This is a genomic window from Ellagibacter isourolithinifaciens (assembly GCF_008831035.1).
Taxonomy (GTDB): Bacteria; Actinomycetota; Coriobacteriia; order Coriobacteriales; family Eggerthellaceae; genus Ellagibacter; species Ellagibacter isourolithinifaciens.
Genome location: NZ_WAJR01000009.1, coordinates 26,177 through 44,261, shown reverse-complemented (window position 1 = coordinate 44,261; position 18,085 = coordinate 26,177). Strand labels below are relative to the sequence as shown.

Sequence of the window (18,085 nt, the reverse complement as noted above, 5' to 3'; positions counted from 1 at the left end):
GCACGATGATGCGGGCTCGCGTACCAAAAGAGTGCGCGTTGCCCCTGCATCCTGCGAGTTCAAGGAGGGGCCCTTCTTGTTGGTTTTACTGCAAGCTAGTGCGATGCGAGAAGGGGATGTTACCCGATGGCGGATGACGTGTGGACGATTGAAAAGCCCAGTGGGCTTTTCAACCCCGAGCACGGCGAAGCCGAGCGCAGGGGCATCAACCATCGTGTGCCTTTGGAAGGGGTTGTTTCCCTATGACGGATGACGTGTGGACGATTAAGGCTGCGCTCGAATGGACGCAGGGGTATCTTGCGCGCAAGGGCGACGAGAATCCGCGTCTGTCGGCGGAATGGCTTCTTGCCGAGGCTACGGGCCTGCGTCGTGTTGAGCTCTACGTCAATTTCGAGAGGCCCCTCTCGATGGAGGAGCGCGATATCCTTCGCGGTTACGTGTCGCGCCGCGGGGCTGGTGAGCCGCTGCAATACATCACCGGCGAGGTCGCGTTCCGCCATATTGCGGTGAAGGTGCGCCCGGGCGTGCTCATCCCGCGTCCCGAGACTGAAGTACTTGTAAGCGAGGCGCTCTCGCTTTTGCCTCCCGCAGGCCGCCGTGTGGCGCGCGACTCGCAAATCGGTGCCTGGGAGGGCGATCTTTTGCGCGCAGCGGAGGCCGCTGTCGGGGAATCAGGCGATGGCTCTGATGCGCTTTCCCAGGTAGCAAGTGCGCTTGAGGAGGCGGGTGGCTTCTCTTCGGAGGGCGCGGAAGCCTCGGGTGATTCTGGCGCCGAGACGCTTTTCGTGGCCGATTTGTGCACGGGGAGTGGTTGTATCGCTTGCTCGATAGCCTACGAGCGTCCCGACGCGCGCGTCATCGCTACCGACATCTCGCCTGACGCCGTTGCGCTCGCGGGCGAGAACGCGGGCGCGCTCGGGCTTGCCGACCGCGTGCGCGTCGTCGAATGCGACCTTGCGGCGGGCGTTCCCGAGGCGGCAATCGGCAAGCTTCACCTGGTTGTTTCCAACCCGCCTTACGTTCCCACCGCCGTTATGGCAGAAATTCCCGAGGAGGTTGCGGCCTTCGAGCCCGCGCTTGCCCTTGAAGGGGGCGCTGATGGGCTCGATGTGTTCCGCCGCGAGATCGAATGGTGCCGGCAGGCGTTGCGTCCCGGCGGCGGCTGCGCGTTCGAGCTGCACGAGACCTGCCTTGACGAAGCGGCATCGCTTGCGCGCGCGGCGGGCTTCGTCGATGTGCGCATCGTCGCCGACCTCGCTGGCAGGCCACGCGTTCTCACGGCGCGAAAGCCGGAGTGCTAGCACCTTGTGCAACGCGAGCTTCGGCGGTCGCTCTCTTTGCGCTAGAATAGCGCTATTCGACTATGTCTACTATGGTGAGGAGCGTACATGTCTGCTGATAACGTGCTCAAAGCGAACCTCGAAGAAGCGGCTGGCGTCCTGCGGGAGCGCCTCGGCAATCGCGAGCCTGTGGTCGGCATCGTGCTCGGCTCGGGCCTCGGCCCCCTGGCCGAGCAGATTGAGGATGCCATCATCGTCCCGTTCGGCGAGATTCCCCATATGAAGCGCAGCACGGCGACGGGTCACAAGGGTCGCTTCGTATGTGGCGAGCTTGGCGGGAAGACGGTGCTCGCCATGCAGGGCCGCCTGCACGGATACGAGGGGAATTCGCCGCAGGAGGTAGCGTTCCCCATCTGGCTTATGCATCTTCTGGGCGTGCGCGCGCTCATCACGACAAACGCGGCAGGCGCCATCAATGAGTCCTATGCCCCCGGTGAGTTTTGCATCATGAGCGACCACATCAACTTCACCGGGCGAAACCCGATCGTCGGCACCGAGCCCGACGGTATCGCGTTTCGCTTCTTCTCGATGAAGGATGCCTACGACCCTGAGCTGCGCGCTGTGGCTCACAGGGTTGCGCTCGAGCGTGGTGTCGCGGTCCAAGAGGGCGTTTACCTGGGGCTTTTGGGCCCGAGCTTCGAGACTCCCGCCGAAATCCGCGCGTTTCGCGCCTGGGGTGCCGACACGGTTGCCATGAGCGTGTGCGAGGAGGTTATCGCAGCTCGCCATGTGGGCATGCGCGTGCTCGGCATCTCGCTCGTGTCGAACATGGCGTGCGGGGTCGAGGGCGCTTCCCCGAGCGATGTGGAGGTGTTCGAGGTCGCCAAAGAAGCAGAGCCGAAGTTCTGCCGGCTTATCGAGGGCATCGTCGAGGAGGCGGTGCTCTAAGGTGCGTTCCGATATGCGTTCCCAATCAAGATAACCGAGCGGCGGCGTGAAGAGAATCGCGTCGCCGTTTTCATTTGGGAGTATGATTGACCGCGTCAATTGCGAGGGAAGGCGTGTGCTGGTGAAAGAGGAAGCGAAGCGAAGGATCAAGCTGGGATGTGCTGCGGCGGCTGCGCTTGTGGCGGCGCTCCTTATCGCGACCTGCCCGATTCCGGGACTGTCCTATCAGGCAACCGCGGTGCTTGGTATCCTCATCATGGCTATCGTGTGGTGGATTACCGGCGTTCTGCCCGAGTTTGTTACCGCGGTGGTGATGGCGGTGCTCTTCGTTGTGGTCGCCGGTATCTCCGTTGGCGCGACGTTCTCGACGTTCGCGTCGTCTACCTGGTGGCTTTTGCTCTCGGCCTTCACGCTGGGAGTCGGCATGAAGACGAGCGGTCTTATGAGGCGCATCGCGCTGGCGATTGTGCGCAAGTTCCCGCGTACGTTCCGATGCCAGGTCATCGCTCAACTTGTCACGGGCACGGTTCTCGGCCCTTTGATCCCAAGCCTTGCCGTCAAAGGCGCCATGCTCGCCCCGCTTGCCATGAGCATCGGGGACGAGCTGGGATATGAGCGTCAGGGGAAGCGTGCGACTGGGCTGTTTGCGGCGATGCTCGTGGGCATCCGCACGGTTGCGCCGACGATTGTTTCCGCCTCCGTTACCGGTTATGCGCTCATGGCGACGCTGCCTGCCGATGTGCAGGAGCAGTTCAACATGGCGTCGTGGTTTGTGGCGGCGCTACCGTGGTTGGTGGTCGTGCTTGCGCTGAACTACTTCTTGATTATGGGGATGTACGGGCGAGGGGAGAAGGCTGGTTCTTCTTCTGAGATCGTCGGCGCACCCGGCAACGCCCAGTCGCTCAATCAGTCCTCGCTGCGCTGCGGAACTCGCTTTGTGGGCGCCGCCGAATGCGCCGACTCCAGGCAAGGCGAAGCTCCGGGCACCGTCGGCGCACCCGGCAACGCCCAGTCGCTCGAACAGTCCTCGCTGCGCTGCGGAACTCGCTTTGTGGGCGCCGCCGAATGCGCCGACTCCAAGCAGGGTGAAGCTGAGAACTCTGCTGGCGAGCCCTCGCGCGGAGGGACGAACTTGAACGACAACCAGTCGATTCCCGATGGCCTGGGACCGCTTTCGGCAGTGGAGAAGCGCATGCTCGCCATCATCTTGGTGACGGTCGTCTTGTGGGCAACCGAGCCGTTCCACCACATCTCCGCCATGGCGGTCGGTCTTGCGGCACTTGTCGTCATGTTCGTGCTGAAGGTGATCGACGTCCCCGCGTTCAAGTCGGGTGTGAACTGGACGTCGCTCCTTTTCATCGGCATCGCGCTCGGGTTGGGGTCGGTGTTCGCCGAGGCGGGGCTCAACGATTGGGTCATGCAGACGTGCGGCCCTGCCTTCCAGGTGCTTGCGGGTAATCCGTACCTTCTCGTGCTCGGGATCGGCGTGATCACGGTAGTGCTTCGGTTCCTCATTGTTTCCGAGGTGGCGTATCTCAATCTGATTATGGCGTTCCTTGTGCCGATGGCGGCGAGCGTAGGCGTGAACCCGTGGGTGCTCGGATTCTCGGCGTATGCGCTCGTCATTGCTTGGTTCGCGAAATATCAAAGCCCGATTTACCTCGCCGCGTTCTACGCGGTCGATGGTAAGATGGCGAAGCATTCAGAACTTGCCAAGTACTGCGGGGCCTATCTTGCGACCTGCCTTGTGGGGCTCGCGGTCTCCGTGCCGTATTGGCAGTGGATGGGCTTGCTGTAGCGGCTTGCCGCAAGACTCGAAAGGGGACTTACATGTTGGTTCTGACCGTTGGGAGCGAGGCGCGCACGCGCAAGTATCTGCCTGACCTGCCGATTACGCGCGACGTGGATCTCGTGTGCGCCGAGCGAGGCGTCGCGAACGATGAGCTGCTCGCTCTCGCGCCCGATGCCTCCGTTGTCGTCGCCGACGCCATAAGCCCGATAGACGCGCAGCTCATCGCGGCAATGCCGAATCTCAAGCTCATTCATTCCGAGGGCGTGGCGTTCAACGCGATTGATGTGGAGGCGGCGCGCGCTCGGGGCATTGCCGTGTGCAATTGCGCGGGCGTGAACGCGGGGACCGTCGCCGAGCAGGCTGTCATGCTCATGCTCATGTGCTTAAGGCGTGCGCTCGAAGGCGACAGAGCAGTTCGCGAGGGTCGCCAGATCGCCCTCAAGGAACGCATGATGGTGGAGGGCTTTCGCGAGCTGGGGGATTGTACGGTCGGTTTCGTGGGCTTCGGCGCGATCGGCCAGGCGACTGCTCGCTACCTTCGTCCCTGGGGCTGCAAGATGCTCTACAACAAGCACCATCCGCTCGACAAGGGCCTCGAGAACGAGCTGGGTGTTCGCTTCGCAAGCCTTGACGACCTGCTTGCCACCTGCGACATCGTGAGCCTGCACGTTCCCGTGACCGACGAGACACGCGGCATGGTGGACGAAGCGTTTCTCTCCAAGATGCGTCCTGACGGTGTGCTCATCAACACGGCGCGCGGCGATATCGTGGACCAGGAGGCGCTCGCGGCGGCGCTCGAAGCGGGCAACATCGCCGCGGCGGGTCTCGACACGCTCTCGCCAGAGCCCGTGACCTGCGATAATCCTCTCGTGAACCTTTCTGCCGTTGCGTCGAGGCGCGTGGTGTTTTCGCCGCACGTGGGCGGCGTCGCGGAAGGCATGTTCTACCGTGCCCATCGGGGCATTTGGGAGAACACCGCGCGCCTTGCGGCGGGGGAAGAGCTCGTCAATCGCGTGTGCTAGCCCCCCTCGGCTTTTCCTGATCATTATTGGGGTTGACTCTTGCGAATTGCAGCGGAATCGGGAAGTCGTGGACAAAAAGATGCGATATGCGAGCCCGAGATCGCGAATCGCAAGGTTTAGCCTGCTGGCCGGTTTTCGCGACCTGGGGTTTTGTTGAAAGTCGCCAGCTTCAAGTCTCCAACTTGACGATTAGGACTCGCATATCGCGTCTTTTTGTCCCTGGAGACCCCGTTTCCTCTCTCGAACTCGCGTGAGGGGGGGACGCTTGGCGTTCTTGCGCGGTCGCCCTCTGCGAGCGCGACCTAGATGGGGCTGTACTCGCTTCCGGGCAGAAGAAGTCCCTGGCTTTCCATGTCGCGCCCGATCTCGCGGTATTCCTCGGCGGCATCGACGAGGCTGGCCAGTTCGTCGTCGCGAAGAGGACGGATGGGCTTCGCGGGCGAGCCGAACGCCATCCACCCGTCGGGGATGTCGGCCGTGCCCGTCACGAGCGAGCCCGCGCCCACGAGGCATCGCTTGCCCACTTTGGCGCGGTCGATGACGATGGCCCCCATCCCGATGAGCGATCCGTCGCCGATTTCGCAGCCGTGGACGATGGCGCCGTGGCCGACCGTCGCGTTCTCGCCGATACGCGTTACTTCTCCGGTGTTCACGTGGACGCAACAGTTCTCCTGGATATTCGCGCCGGCTCCAATCTCGATGCTTCCGCCAAAATCGCCGCGGATCGTCGCGCCTTCGAGCACAGTGACGTCGGGTCCGATCGTCACGTCGCCGATGACGGTTGCGTTTTTCGCGATATGCGCCTTGGAATCGATGTTCAGTCCTGCGCGGTAGTCCATGGTCGAACGCTTTCTCTGAGGCGCCGAACTTGATGTTCGGGGGGGGGTGCTATGCTTTTCATTATACGCAATCGAAGAAGCGTGCCCCATCGCGCTCATAGGTTGTCGTCTTCGTGGAATCGCGCGAAGATACCCTGTCGCTTTGCGGGTTTCGCTGTAAAAGCGTATAGGAGGGTCGTAAACTCCTCTTTACGGCAAAGGGGGATTTGCCAGAAAGGCGCGATTCGGCTGTCAAGTCGGGCTTACGACGATGCTTTGATAGTTGCTGAGATGATGAAGGGGGAGTCATGCAGCTTGATGATATCGAAGTGCTTGTGACCGTTTCGGAGACGAAAAGCTTGTCGCAGGCGGCGGAGCGGCTTTACATGTCCCGCCCCGGACTGTCCCAAAAAATCGCGAACATCGAGGCGCGCTTCGGGATGAAGCTCTACGAGCGCACGTCGACCGGCGTGGTGCCAACGCCCGCCGGGGTTATTGTTACGAAATTCGCGCGGAAGATGACGTCGCTCGAAAGCCTGCTCGCCGCAGAGCTCGCGGCGGTCGACGAGAACTTCGACTCGACGATCGAGGTCGGGATGAGCTTCGCCGACGGCGTTACGCTTTTGCCGGCGCTCGTGAAGAAGTTCCACGACCTGCACCCCGATGCGCTCGTCCATCTGGAAGCGGGCTACGAACCTGGGCTGCTGAAGAAGCTCAAGGACGGCGACATCAACTTCGCGATCCTGGAAAACGAATCGGTCGAGGAGGGGATCGCGACGGAGACGCTCGGGTACTCCCAGCTGCTCTTCTGCGCGCCCGACAAGCCGCCGTACAATTCGACGCCCCAACCGGTGAAGATCAAGACGCTGCTCGAATGGCCCATGATCATCTACGAATGGCACTCGGGGCGCCATATGGTGGGCAACCGCCACTTCCGCGACCGTTACGGCATCTCGCTTCGCGACCACAACATGGTTGCCCGGTTCGACACCCACGAGGCCATGATGAACGGGGCCCGCGCAGGTTTGGGGTGGACGTCGGTCCCCCGCTGCATCGCGCGGCGCTATCGCAACGACCCGAACATCATCTGGTTCGAAGTGGACACTGACCCCATGCGCTATCCCATCGATCTTGCCTGGAACGCCGAGCGCGCCATCTCGCCGCTTGCGCTCGAGTTCATGGACTTCGTTCGCAACAACATCCCCGATGGGTATTTCTGCTCCGACGACAAACAGTAGGGGATGATGCGTCGCCGCGTTGCTCCGCTCCTCTTATCTGCATGATGGCTCGATCTGATAATGCTCCCAATCGGGAGCATTATCTTTATAGTCGCACACTTAAATTACTGAAGTTAACTTTTTCTCGCTGCAAAGCACGCTTTTCGACCGCCGTAAACGGTTCTTTCCATGCAAGAAAACCTTTACGGCAGCGGTAAGCGACTCCGACAGCGAAATCCTCGAAACCTCTTTTCAGCGCTGTTTGCGCTCCCTATCCTTCCATTCAACGCCGAATACAAGCCGTTGGCAGGGCCCGTTTCAATTGGCCGACGGCTTATAAGACGAGGGCGTATCGAATGGCTGCGCAACGGGAGGGGTCGCGCAAGCTCGCCGCACCAATGCGAACTGCATACCCGACTGCCCGACTGCGCGGCTCCAAGCAACAAAAGGAGGAGTCGGTGGACAAGCAAGGAATCATCGATGCCAGCCGCGCTAAGCGCGAGGGGGAGCGCATCTTCTACACTTCCTGCCCGGCAAACGGCTGCTGGGACTCGGCATGCGTGCTGAAGTGCCACGTGAAGGACAACAAGCTCATCGCCATTGAACCGGACGACTCGGTCAACGCCAACGACAGCCGCGAGGATTGCGGCTGGGAGAACATCTGGAAGGGCAACGTCCAGATGCGTCCGTGCGCCATGGGTCATTCCTGGAAGAAGGAAATCGAGGCTGAGACGCGTCTTCTGCACCCGATGAAGCGCGTGGGCGAAAAGGGCCCCGGCAAGGGCTACTTCGTGCAGATTTCCTGGGAAGAGGCTCTCGACACCATCGCCGATAAGATGAAGGAGATCAAGGCCAAGTACGGCCCCTACGGCATCTTCCATTCGCAGTACCCGTCGTTCGAGAAGAACGGCTTCCCCCTGGCGGCATGGTGGGAAGCGGGCTTCGGCGCGTGGGGCGAGCACTCCACCTCCGGCCATGCCGCTGGCGAGATGCTGCACCTCGGCGTGGACCTCACGAAGGTCGCGAGCGGCCGCTCCGACGCATCCCCGGGATTCGAGGCTTCCGACATCTTCAACTCCAAGCTCTTCATCATGTGGGGCATGGACCCGGTCGTCGCATGGTTCGGTCCGACGTCGTACTACATGCAGCTCGCGCACGAATACGGCTGCAAGACCATCGTCATCGACCCGCGCTACACGCAGTCCGCGGAAATCCTCGCTGATCAGTGGATTCCCATCCGCCCCGGCACTGACCTCGCCATGATGCTCGCCATCGCGCAGGTGCTCTACGAAGAGGACCTCATCGACCATAAGTTCGTCGACGAGTGGGTCGACAAGGCGGGCTTCGAGGAATGGCGCGCCTACGTCATGGGCGAAGGCGAAGACGGCATCAAGAAGACGCCGGAATGGGCTGCTCCCATCTGCGCCGTTCCTGCCGAGACCATCCGCGAGTTCGCGCGCCTCTACGGCACCACGAAGCCGGTTCACCTGCAGTACTTCTACTCGTGCGCGAAGCGTCACATGGGAGATTACTCCGCCATCGCGTCGATGCTGCTTCAGTCCATGACCGGTAACATCGCCTGCCCCGGTGGGTGCGAGACGGGCGCCTGCCTGCCCACCCCGGGCCGTGTTCCCGCCCCGCGTGCCGACTGGCATCGCGATCCGGGCAACTACAAGCCGCCCGTGCTGTTCAACAACAACTGCCTCACCGAGATCCTCGCTTGCCAGAAGGATTACTGGGAAGGCCGCATGAGCGAGTCCGAGTTTCGTCATCGCATCGGTTCTCCGACCAACGATTCTCCGCTGCCGAACATCCAGATGATCATCTTCGAGAACAACTACGGCAACAACCACTCCAATGTGAACAAGCGTTTCGCCGGTATGGCGTCTACCGAGTTCAACTGGGGTTTCCAGTGGCATCTGAACCAGCCCACCGCCGAACTCTGCGACATCATCCTGCCGGCGCCGATTTGGCAGCTCGAGGGCATGGACGAGTACATGTACGGCCATCAGCGCTTCGTGTCCGGCCCGAACGGCATGCGTAACTACTTCACCTTCTGCGGTCGCGGCCTGGACTTCCCGGGCGAGGTGCGCTCGAAGGAATGGGTCTGGACCGAAATCGCCAAGCGCCTCGGCGTGGCCGACAAGTACAATCCTCGCATGCTCGACGTCGACGTCGATCACTGGGTGGACGCTCAGGAGGCCGTGTACAAGGAGGCCTTCGAGAACTGGGCGAACAACGAGACGATTATGGCCTATCTCGGCTACGAGAAGCGTCCGACCTGGGAAGAGTTCAACGCGCATCCGGTCATCCGCACCGAAATCGACTCGCCGTACTACCCGTTCAGGACCAGGATCGAGCGCGGTGAGAGCCCGTTCGAGACCCCGAGCGGCAAGATCGAGTTCTCGTCGAACTACGTGAAGACCCACGACATGACCGAGTCCCGTTGGCGCGGCCAGATCGAGCCGATGCCCGTGTGGAGCCCGAGCTATGTCGAAGGCGACATCGGATCCGCTTCCAACGACGGCTTCTACAACCCGAAGGTCAAGAAGTACCCGCTGTCGATGGTGTCCCCGGTTTCGATTTACCGCCAGCATTCCAGCAACGACAACAACCCGTTCATGCGCGAGGACTGCTATCGCCACGCGGTGTGGATCTCCGGCGTCGACGCGCAGGCGCGCGGCATCAAGGACGGCGACATCTGCCGTGTCTACAGCGACCGCGGCGAGGTGGAGCTCACGGCCTACGTCACGAACCGCATGATGCCCGGCACCGCGGCCGTGCACCACGGCGCGTGGTTCCAGACCGACGGCACGCCGGCCGAATGCAACACGTTCGGCGAAGACCTTCGCGGCACCCCGAACATCCTGCTTGACGACGGGCATCTGCCCCACATCCTGGGCGCGCTCATCACTGCGGGCCTGGTGGAAGTCGAGAAGCTTCGCGATGGCGACGCCGAAGGTTTCGGCAACGAGGCTGAGCGCGGCGGCATGCGCGGCGCAAGCGTGGCACTGAATTATCGCCGCTCGCTCGGTGAGGGGAAGGAATAAGACGATGACCCAGTATGGTTTCATGTTCGATATGAACCGATGCTACGCCTGCCAGGCGTGCAGCATCGCTTGCAAGGATTGGCACGGCATCGAGCCGGGTGCCGAGAAGTACATGACGGTGTACGAATGGGAAGAGGGAACGTTCCCCAACATCCGCCTGCATTCGCTCGCGTTCCCGTGCGCGCACTGCGAGGACCCGGCATGCGTGAAGGTGTGCGAGTCCGGTGCCCTCTACAAAGAGGATGAATTCGGCGCGGTCTTGGTTGACCAGGACAAATGCACCGGTTGCCGCAAGTGCTACGACGCGTGCCCCTACGGCGCGCCGCGCTTCGCGACCGACGAGCCCACCTGCAAGATGAGCAAGTGCGATATGTGCATTGACCGCTTGGCCGATGGCAAGCAGCCCGCCTGCACCCAGAGCTGTCCGCTGCGCGCTTTCGACTTCGGCCCGATCGACGAGCTCGTGGAAAAGTACGGCGACGTGCGCTACTGCGAGGGCATGCCCTCTCCCGATGCGACCAAGCCCTCCTTCATCATCTGGAACCCGCGCGAGAAGACCCCGCTCATCCCGTACGACGCCGATGAGGCTATCCGCCTGAATCAACAGCGCGGTGATTTGGGCACGATGTTCGAAAGCCCCGAGGATCTCACGACCTTCGACGAGGGCACCATCCGCCGCAACGAGCTCCAGATGAAGCACGACTCCGTCGTCGAGCTCATGCGCGCCACCCGCAACGACATGGCGTAAGCGCCCGACCTCCCGCAGGCCGGGAACCTCCGGCCTGCGGGAGGGCTTTAAGTCGTTCGCGATATTCCGCCCGATCGATCAAGGGGACTCGGGCGGGCATTCTCGAATGCACGTCGCTGCGTTTGAGCCTTGCCGCCGCCATCGGTCGGGCTTGACTGCAGCGGCATTGCAGATAATCAACCTGCTTTACGAAAGGGGAAAGCAACATGGAGTGGATTGGAGTTATCGGCATCATCGTCGGTCTCGTCTTCTTCGTCATTGCAGCCTTGAAAGGCTGGAATGTTCTTATCACCTCTGTTGTGACTGCCGTCATCATCGCGGTTACGAACGGCATGGGCATCGCTGATGCGATGCTCGGCGCGAAGTCGTCGTATGTGACGGGCCTCGCAAGCTTCGTTCAGAAGAACCTGCTCATCTTCGTGGGCGCGGCCATTCTGGGCGAGTACATCGACAAGTCGGGTGCTGCGAAGTCCATCGCGCAGGCAATCGTGGGCAAGGTCGGCACGAAGAGCCCGTACCTGGTTCTTCTGGCGATTGCCGCTGTCGGCGCGATTCTCACCTATGCCGGCATCTCGATGTTCGTGGCGATGTTCGCCCTCATCCCGCTTGCTCGCCCGATCTTCAAGGAATGCAACATTCCCTGGCATCTGTTCTGCGCTGCATGGTCCCTGGCCGCCTGCTCGTTCACGATGGCCATGATCCCGGGCGTTCCCGCCATCGCGTGGATCAATGCTGCTAACGGCTGCGGCGTCTCCATGACCGCGGCTCCCATACTTGGCATCGTCGGCTCCATCATCGCGATCGTTGTTTCCTGCATCTACATTAAGTTCGCTTTGAAGCGCGCTCAGGCCAAGGGCGAGACCTACGAGATTACCGCTGCCGACTCCGAGGCTGCCGAGCAGAAGGAGACTCCGAGCCTGTTCATGTCCTTGCTGCCGCTCATCCTGCTGATCGTCATCATCATCGCGGGCTCGCAGCTCGGCGTGGCGAACGTGGTCTACATCGGCATGATCGTTGCCGTCGTGGTCTCCATGATCGTGTTCAACAAGTACATCCCGAGCCAACGCGACACCATGGGCAACGGCGCGAAGAACGCTCTCGGCCCCGCGCTGTTCACCTCTGCCGCCGTCGGCGTCGGCACGGTTGCCGCGGCATCCGTCGGCTTCACCGTCATCTACGAGGCCATCTTCAACATGCCTGGCGGCACCTACGTGTCCGCCGCCACCATGGCTGCCGTTCTTGGCGGCGTTATGGGCTCCGGCTCGGGCGCTGTGGGCATCATCGCTCAGAACTTCCTCGAGCCTTACCTGGCCACCGGCTGCGATCCGGCTGCGCTCGCGAAGATTATCGCGACGGCTGCGACCATCGGCGGCGCACTTCCGAACTCCGGCGCGATGTTCGGCATGCTGGCTGCCATGGGCTTGAACCACGGCAACTCCTACAAGCACATCGCCGCCATCTCCATCGGCGCCGGCCTGTGCGCGCTGATCGTCATGATCGTGCTCGCGAACCTGGGCGTCGCGTAGTGCGAAGTTGCTCTTAGCGGTCGCGGCCACGCGCATGCGACCGCTTCCCATCCTTCTATTCGCAGGCGGGCGGATGGCGGGATCTCGTTCGACGATGGGTGCCCGTCTTGGGCGCCCATCTCTCAGGGAAGAGGGCTGTTCCCTCCACAAAACAGCTCTTCTATCCCCCCGCAAACGGCTGTCCCTCCAAATCAGGTTCCTTTTCCCTCGCTCGACAAGGGACCGCTCGGCAGCCCTCTTCCCTGAGATGTTCGGCTCATCTTCGCATCGCTTGATGATTCAGACTGCAAGGAAAAGGGGAAACATGAACAAAGGGGAATGTGCAGCTTCGGCTGTGAAGGGAAAAACACCTGTCGAAGTGGCAGCTCCGGCTAAGGGCAGGGCGCCGAGCAGCGCGTCTGCCGGCGGGACAGGCTCATCGGGTGCGAAGGAATCCCTGTTCGAGCGTGTGCCCGATTCGGCGCGCCTGGCTTGGCCCGACATCGCGGCTATCCTCTCAGGGGTCGTCTCCTCGCTCTCCAAGCTCATGGGCGGCGGCATCGTTGCCTTCTACGCGGGCTGTCAGCTCGGCGGTGTGGCGATGGCTATCACGTTCGCCCTGTCGTTTGTCCTCACCTACCTCGTGGGCAAGATCACCTTCCGCGAGGGACTGCCCAACAACGTGGCCTCCCGTCTCTATATCTTCGGCACCAAAGGTTCCGCGGTCGGCTCGCTCATCTGGATCTTCTTGCTCGTCGGTGTGCTTGCAGTTGGTACGGTGCAGCTCGGCAACGCCATTCTCTATGCTTTCGGATGGGATGCGACCTGGGAGCGCTGGGCGCTCTTCGTCGGCATCTCGTGTGTATGGATCTTCATGGCGCTCTTCGGTACGAAGGTGATCGCGCGCATGAACGCGGCGTTTGTGGTTGCACTGTTCTGCGTGATGGGGTACGTCGTGTACCTGATTGCCGCGAACGGCCAGATGGGGGACGCCCTCACTCATGGTGTGATGATTCCCGGTGTTGAAGTGGGGCAGGGCTTCGCCTACGGTGTGAACTACGCCATCATGACGAGCGGCCTGCTTGCGCTGTTCGCCGCCGACTTCACGCGCTATGCGCGCAAGGAGAGCGACCTTGTGCCCATCGCTGGCGTGGGGAGCCTGTTCGCCGTGATTACCTACCTCTTCGGTGCGCTCATCACGTACTTCGGATTCTCGCAAGCCGTCGAGTACTTCAGCGCGCAGGGCTACGACGCGACGGGCGCTGCGCATGCGGCGATCACCAATCCCGGCATCTCGCTTGTGCTCGCGGCGGGAGGCGTCGGGCTTGCCATCATCTGCCTCTCGCAGATGAAGGTCGAGACTTCCAACTCCATCGGCGGTGCAAACGCGGTGACGAACCTGTTCGATTCGCTTTTCGGCGTGAAGCTGTCTTGGCCGGTCGCCGTCGTCATCGCGAACGCCATCGGTCTCGCCTTCATCCTGGGAAACATCTTAGACCAGGTGAATGCTTTCATGAGCTTCGGCAGTATCCTCACTATCTCTTGGTGCATGCTGCTCATCACGGACTACTACATCGTGCGCGGCCCTTTGAAGATTGGCAGCCGTGGGGTGCCGCTTGCTTCGGTCGAGATCGTCAACTGGCGCGGCGTGGTCACTCTTGCCGTGACGAGCGTCGTGAACATGGTCCTGTATTCGGCAGGCATCGTGTCCGTCCCCTTCCTCACCACCGCTCCCATGACTGTTGCGCTCTACCTGGTCTTGAGCCTCGTTTTCAAGACCCGTGTGCGCGAAAACGAGAAAGCGCGGCTTGAAAAGGTCGCTTAACAAAGGGGCGTTCGGAGGTATCATAGGGCCATAGATTGCGGGGCGCACCCGTACGCGCCCTGCCGGACTCGCGAGAAAGAAGGATGCTATGGCGGTTATGCCCAAAGAGGTACAGGACGCGTTCAATCAGATGAAGAATGTCGTGCTTGCAACGTCAACCCCCGATGGCGTGCCGAACGTCGACCCGATGGGAATGAAGAAAGTCATCGATGCCGAGACGGTCTACATCTCCGACCAGTTCTTCAACAAGACGCTTGCGAACCTGAAGGAGAATCAGAAGGTCGCCATCACCTTCTGGGGAGACGAAGGCGCCTACCAGATTCACGGCACGGCTACCTACATCAACGAGGGTGAGCAGTTCGAGGAATTGAAGGCGTGGGTGGACGGCTGTTTTGCGGCGATGGGTGCGCCTATCACGGCAAAGGGCGGCGTGCTCGTGCATGTTGACGAGCTCTTCACCTGCTTGCCCGGCCCCAACGCCGGCGCGAAGCTCGCGTAGCGCGGCTTTCTCGACATAGTCATCGCGCCTCCTTTTGCCGGGGGTGCGCATTCTCGGCCCCAAGGCGGAAAACCTTGGGGCCGAGTCGTCTTTGGACGGGAAAAAGCCTGCTCCGAGCCGCCGTTCTATCCGAGACTTCATTCTTCTGGTATGAGCATATCTTCTCGCCACGGCAACGATTTTCAGCACATGACGGGGATACCCTGCGCTTGCGCTCCGCTACTATCTTCCCTTGTGCGCAAAATGGTTTGCGGCCGCTTTTCGTCTCGGGATCGTCTTTCCTGCAAGGCGTGGGCGCAGGTAACGGGAGATGGGAAGCTGTCAGAAGATGAATCAGAGCAAAAGCTACGTTTACGCGTTGTTCGCCATCGTGGTAGTAGGCACCGGCCTCGGGGGCATGACGCAGACGGCGCTCAATGCCATGGCAGATGTCGTTCTCAGCGATTTAGGGACGGAAATCGGCTGGGGCCAATGGCTCGCGACGATCTACATCTTCTGTATGGGTGCGGCGGTGCCTCTCGCTTCATATTTGCAGCGGAAACTGTCGGTTCGCTCCCTTATCTTGTACTCGTACAGTCTCTATCTCATCGGGTCGTTGTGCGACTGCCTCGCGGTCAACTTCCCGATGCTCATCATCGGCCGCGTGCTCGAGGCGCTTGGTACCGGCGTGCTCATGCCGTTGCTGCAAACGATCGCCATGACGCGCTTTCCCGAGAACCGCCACGGGACGGCGATGGGTATTGCGGGCATCGCCCTAGGGTTCGCGCCTAATATCGGCCCGGTTGTCGGCGGTGCATTGTGCACGGCGTTCAGCTGGCGCGCGATGTTTCTCATCTTGGCGTGCGCGTCGGCCGTGCTGATCGTTTGCGCGCTTGCCGTCGTTCGGGAGCGCGAGGTGAAAGACGCTGCCGCCTACCTCGACGTCACCTCGCTTATCTTTTCCACCTTCGGCTTCGGTGGACTGCTGCTTGGTTTCACGGCTGCTGCCAACATGGGGCTTACCGAGCCGCTCGTGTGGGCGCCGGCGCTTGTGGGAATCGCGTGCGTCGCATTGTTCGTAACGCGCCAGCACACAATCTCAGAACCGCTCCTCGACCTGCGGATCTTCACGTTTCGCGAATATCGCGTGAGCATTGTCGCGCAGTGTTTGCTCTATGGTTGCTTCATGGGGATGACGCTCATCATCCCGCTCACCGTCATCGAGGTGGGCGGGCATAACGCCTTCGAGGCGGGCCTCGTTTTGCTCCCCGGAGCGTTGGCGGCCCTTGTGTTCGAGCCCGGTGCGGGCATGGCGACCGATCGCTTCGGCGCGCGAAAGGTTGCGATATTCGGAGGATGCTTCCTCCTCGTGGGCGCCCTTCTGTGCTCGATCGTTCCAAGCGATGCCCCGCTGTGGCTCATGGCGTTAGGTCAAACGCTGCGCTGCGTGGGCCTTACGACCCTTATTCCCACCACGACGTCATGGGGCTTGGGTTCTTTGGGGAAGGCGGGGCTGACGACGCACGGCTCGGCGGGGATGATCATGTCGCGCCAGATCGCGGCATCCCTCGCGACGGCGGTCATGGTCTTCCTCATCGGGTGTCTCCCTCTATCGGGCAAATTTATGGGATTCTATGCCGCGCTCGGGTTCTCGGCACTCCTTGCGCTCGGCTGCCTCCTCGTCATCATTGCGAAGATTCCTCGCAGCAACAGGGGTGCGAACTTGTAGAGCGTCCCCCGTTTTCGGCAGGGAAGGGGCGGCCATCGCGCACCTGGCCAGCGCAGGGAAGGTTGCCCGTTATTGCGAAACCTCTTCGCCCCTGATGAGGTCCACGAGCTCCTTTTTCGAGTGCACGTCGAGCTTCGCGTAGATAGAGCGCGTGTGGGCACGGACGGTGTAGATGGAAAGCACCTCGCGATCGGCGATTTCCTGGGCGCTTCGCCCGCGCGAGAGCGCAGCCATCACTTCGGCTTCGCGCGCCGAAAGTTGGCAGCGTTTCGCGACAGCGTCGCACTTTTGGGTCCATTGCGCCATCTCTTGGGCGTGCGGATCGCTGCCTTCGACCTCTTCGGTCGTCTCATCCACGGGAAGGAGCAGGTTGTTGATTTGCTTTTCCGAGAAGACGAAGAGCACGTCGATGAGCACGGCGACGCCGACGAAGGTGATGATGACCTTCATGACATCGTCGCCCACATGAGCGCTTTGGTACGTCATGGCAAGCGCTGCTGCGACGATGGATCCGATGCTAAGTGCGGCGTTGCCCAACGCGACGACACGGACGGCGTTTGCTTTCCACTGGTAAACCAAGTAATAGAGCATCGCCCAGACCACCATGTTGTAGCACGAGCAGATGATCCAGCCCGTTGACGACACGATGGTTGATTTCAAGGAGAACAGGGCGACGACGACGATGAGCAGCGTGAGCCCCCCTGAGGCAACCGAGTAGAGCTTTCCGAAATCGTCGCGGCTTCCTCGCGCGAGCAGCACAGCAAGCGCGATCCCGCACATGATGAATATCTCGACGAACTGGGCTGTTGCCGTGCTTGAGACGCTTGCGGTCGGCGGCATGCCGATGAGGATGTAGGAGCGGATGAGCTCGAGCGCAGCCGAGCATAGCCCAATCGACACGAGAAGAACCGCGAATTTCCGGGGGATTGGGACCTCGTTTTTGAGCACCTGCGTCTCGCCGCGGACGTTGCGGCTGCGCAGGCTGAAGAAGAACGCGGAGAGAAGCGGAAGCAGTGTGAAGCAGATGCTCGCCACCTCGTTCGGACAGCCGTTCAGCACGAAGAACACCATGATGGAGAAAAGTTCGCTCATGGCGAGGGTGTAGAGCGCGCGATGCGGGGCAAGCGTGCCGAAAAGGGCTGCGGCGCGCATGAACAGGGTGGTCGTCCCGACGCCCGAAAGGATGCACCCGAGGAAGAACAGGCCCTCGATAGGCAGAATCGCCTCGCGCGTGATCACGATGAGGATGGTCCCCGCGCATGCTATGACGGCGCCTGCGTAGGTGAAGGCGTTCTTCGCCACGACCTTCGATGCGCGCTTCGAGAAGAGTGCGAAGAGGAGAAGCGTCACGGCGCAGGCTGCCAGATGGACCACCATGAGGTTTTCCGAGCGGATGCTCGTATCCGTGTCGTGGAGCCAAAAGGCGCCCGAGAAGCCGATGGTGTTCCACGCGATCCAGCACCCGAGACCCAAGTAGGTAAGGCTCGGCGCCTGCCTGTCGATCGACGCGAGCGCCGTGTGGGCGCGTGAGGCCTCGGTGCTTCTCGTCTCTTTCTTTTCGGCCTTTCCCAAAGGCCGATCCCCTTGTTTCATAAGCATTCCCTCCAATGCCTTATTGGAACGGGCTCATTCTAGCGCGTATGGTCGCGCCTTATCTAGTCAACGACTGACTA

The 18,085-nt window shown here is 61.4% G+C and carries 13 protein-coding genes; 11 read left to right on the top strand and 2 right to left on the bottom strand.

Going from position 1 to position 18,085, the window contains the following annotated elements:
* The first annotated feature begins 242 nt into the window (after positions 1-242).
* The 4 genes from F8C90_RS05105 (at position 243) to F8C90_RS05090 (ending at position 5,042) form a co-directional block, all read left to right on the top strand.
* Positions 243-1,301 carry a N5-glutamine methyltransferase family protein gene (locus F8C90_RS05105; RefSeq protein ID WP_158049381.1) on the top strand — a complete coding sequence of 353 codons (1,059 nt, stop codon included), beginning with the start codon at positions 243-245 and terminating at the stop codon, positions 1,299-1,301.
* Positions 1,302-1,388: 87 nt separating this feature from the next.
* Positions 1,389-2,228, top strand: a complete 840-nt coding sequence (locus F8C90_RS05100; RefSeq protein ID WP_158049380.1) for a purine-nucleoside phosphorylase — start codon at positions 1,389-1,391, stop codon at positions 2,226-2,228.
* A 115-nt stretch (positions 2,229-2,343) separates the two neighbouring features.
* Positions 2,344-4,026 (top strand): SLC13 family permease, encoded by a 1,683-nt coding sequence (locus F8C90_RS05095; RefSeq protein WP_211361028.1) that lies wholly within the window; start codon positions 2,344-2,346, stop codon positions 4,024-4,026.
* Between the two features lie 32 nt (positions 4,027-4,058).
* Positions 4,059-5,042, top strand: a complete 984-nt coding sequence (locus F8C90_RS05090; RefSeq protein ID WP_158049378.1) for a 2-hydroxyacid dehydrogenase — start codon at positions 4,059-4,061, stop codon at positions 5,040-5,042.
* Between the two features lie 302 nt (positions 5,043-5,344).
* Here F8C90_RS05090 and F8C90_RS05085 read toward each other — a convergent pair whose 3' ends face one another.
* On the bottom strand, positions 5,345-5,881 hold the full coding sequence (locus tag F8C90_RS05085; RefSeq protein ID WP_158049377.1) for a gamma carbonic anhydrase family protein: 537 nt from the start codon (positions 5,879-5,881) through the stop codon (positions 5,345-5,347).
* A gap of 287 nt (positions 5,882-6,168) precedes the next feature.
* On the opposite strand from F8C90_RS05085, the gene F8C90_RS05080 reads away from it, so the two are divergent.
* The 7 genes from F8C90_RS05080 (at position 6,169) to F8C90_RS05050 (ending at position 16,412) form a co-directional block, all read left to right on the top strand.
* A complete protein-coding gene (locus tag F8C90_RS05080) occupies positions 6,169-7,098 on the top strand; it encodes a LysR family transcriptional regulator (RefSeq protein WP_158049376.1) in 930 nt (309 codons plus the stop codon).
* Positions 7,099-7,535: 437 nt separating this feature from the next.
* Positions 7,536-10,127 carry a molybdopterin-containing oxidoreductase family protein gene (locus F8C90_RS05075; protein WP_246155789.1) on the top strand — a complete coding sequence of 864 codons (2,592 nt, stop codon included), beginning with the start codon at positions 7,536-7,538 and terminating at the stop codon, positions 10,125-10,127.
* 4 nt (positions 10,128-10,131) lie between these two features.
* Positions 10,132-10,875 carry a 4Fe-4S dicluster domain-containing protein gene (locus tag F8C90_RS05070; protein WP_158049374.1) on the top strand — a complete coding sequence of 248 codons (744 nt, stop codon included), beginning with the start codon at positions 10,132-10,134 and terminating at the stop codon, positions 10,873-10,875.
* A 206-nt stretch (positions 10,876-11,081) separates the two neighbouring features.
* Positions 11,082-12,401 carry a GntP family permease gene (locus F8C90_RS05065; protein WP_158049373.1) on the top strand — a complete coding sequence of 440 codons (1,320 nt, stop codon included), beginning with the start codon at positions 11,082-11,084 and terminating at the stop codon, positions 12,399-12,401.
* Positions 12,402-12,705: 304 nt separating this feature from the next.
* Entirely contained in the window at positions 12,706-14,205 is a 1,500-nt protein-coding gene (locus F8C90_RS05060; protein ID WP_158049372.1) for a purine-cytosine permease family protein, read from the top strand.
* Between the two features lie 97 nt (positions 14,206-14,302).
* The gene (locus F8C90_RS05055) at positions 14,303-14,704 is read left to right on the top strand and encodes a pyridoxamine 5'-phosphate oxidase family protein (protein WP_170264554.1); all 402 of its coding nucleotides are present in this window, start codon (positions 14,303-14,305) and stop codon (positions 14,702-14,704) included.
* A 328-nt stretch (positions 14,705-15,032) separates the two neighbouring features.
* Positions 15,033-16,412 carry an MFS transporter gene (locus F8C90_RS05050; RefSeq protein WP_170264553.1) on the top strand — a complete coding sequence of 460 codons (1,380 nt, stop codon included), beginning with the start codon at positions 15,033-15,035 and terminating at the stop codon, positions 16,410-16,412.
* 69 nt (positions 16,413-16,481) lie between these two features.
* Here F8C90_RS05050 and F8C90_RS05045 read toward each other — a convergent pair whose 3' ends face one another.
* A complete protein-coding gene (locus F8C90_RS05045; RefSeq protein ID WP_170264552.1) occupies positions 16,482-18,005 on the bottom strand; it encodes a helix-turn-helix transcriptional regulator in 1,524 nt (507 codons plus the stop codon).
* Positions 18,006-18,085 lie beyond the last annotated feature (80 nt).